The sequence below is a fragment of the Nocardioides albidus genome, assembly GCF_006335005.1.
GTDB lineage: Bacteria > Actinomycetota > Actinomycetes > Propionibacteriales > Nocardioidaceae > Nocardioides > Nocardioides albidus.
In genome coordinates this window covers 131,568-132,221 of sequence record NZ_VDMP01000018.1, presented here as the reverse complement: position 1 = coordinate 132,221, position 654 = coordinate 131,568, and the positions used below count along the sequence as shown (strand labels likewise).

1 protein-coding gene is annotated in these 654 nt (G+C 71.7%); it reads right to left on the bottom strand.

Features of this window, described 5'->3' with window-relative positions; genetic code table 11:
* Nucleotides 1–654, bottom strand: a 654-nt coding sequence (locus FHP29_RS21580; protein ID WP_420813389.1) for a DUF222 domain-containing protein, incomplete at both ends; no start/stop codon positions are given.

The window sequence follows — 654 nt, the reverse complement described above, 5'->3', positions numbered from 1 at the left end:
TGCCAGGTCCTGGCGGGCGATCTCGGCAGCGGCCTTCGACCTCCGCACATCGAGCGAGGACTGGTCGCCGAGGCGGCCGAGGACCTCGGCCCGCCGGGCGACGGCCTGGTCGAGGTCGTGCCCGTCCGCCGCATCCATGAGCGCGTCGAGGTGGACGAGTCCGTGCTCGTCGACCTCACCGATGTCGAAATGCCGCCCGTCCGCCGCGGCCTTGCGCTCGGCCTCGGCCTTCTCGGGGTCGAACCGCAAAACGGCTTCGGCGACGAGACGCTCGAGTTGGGCCCACCCGACGCCGGTGGCGTCGAACAGCTGCCGGTCCACGAACGCCGCCGCCTCCGCGCTCAGGCCGTGGGTGAGGTCGGCGATCCGTTCGGCCCGCCACGGCGCCAACCTCCCGGCCATCACCGCGTCGTACACGTGGGGCAACCTCCAGGCGCACTCGATGACCCGCCCGACGTACGCCTTCCCACCATCCGGGGTCCGGCCGAGGACCGCGACCAACTCCATCAACGCGAACTCCGACACCAACGGTGCGCCCGCGCCAGCGATCGGGATGCCGGTGTCGAGGTAGCCCTCGGTGATCGTCGCGACACCCGCCGGTCCGGTGACGACGTGGTCGCTGGCCCAGGTCGTGATGTCCTCCCACTCCTCGAC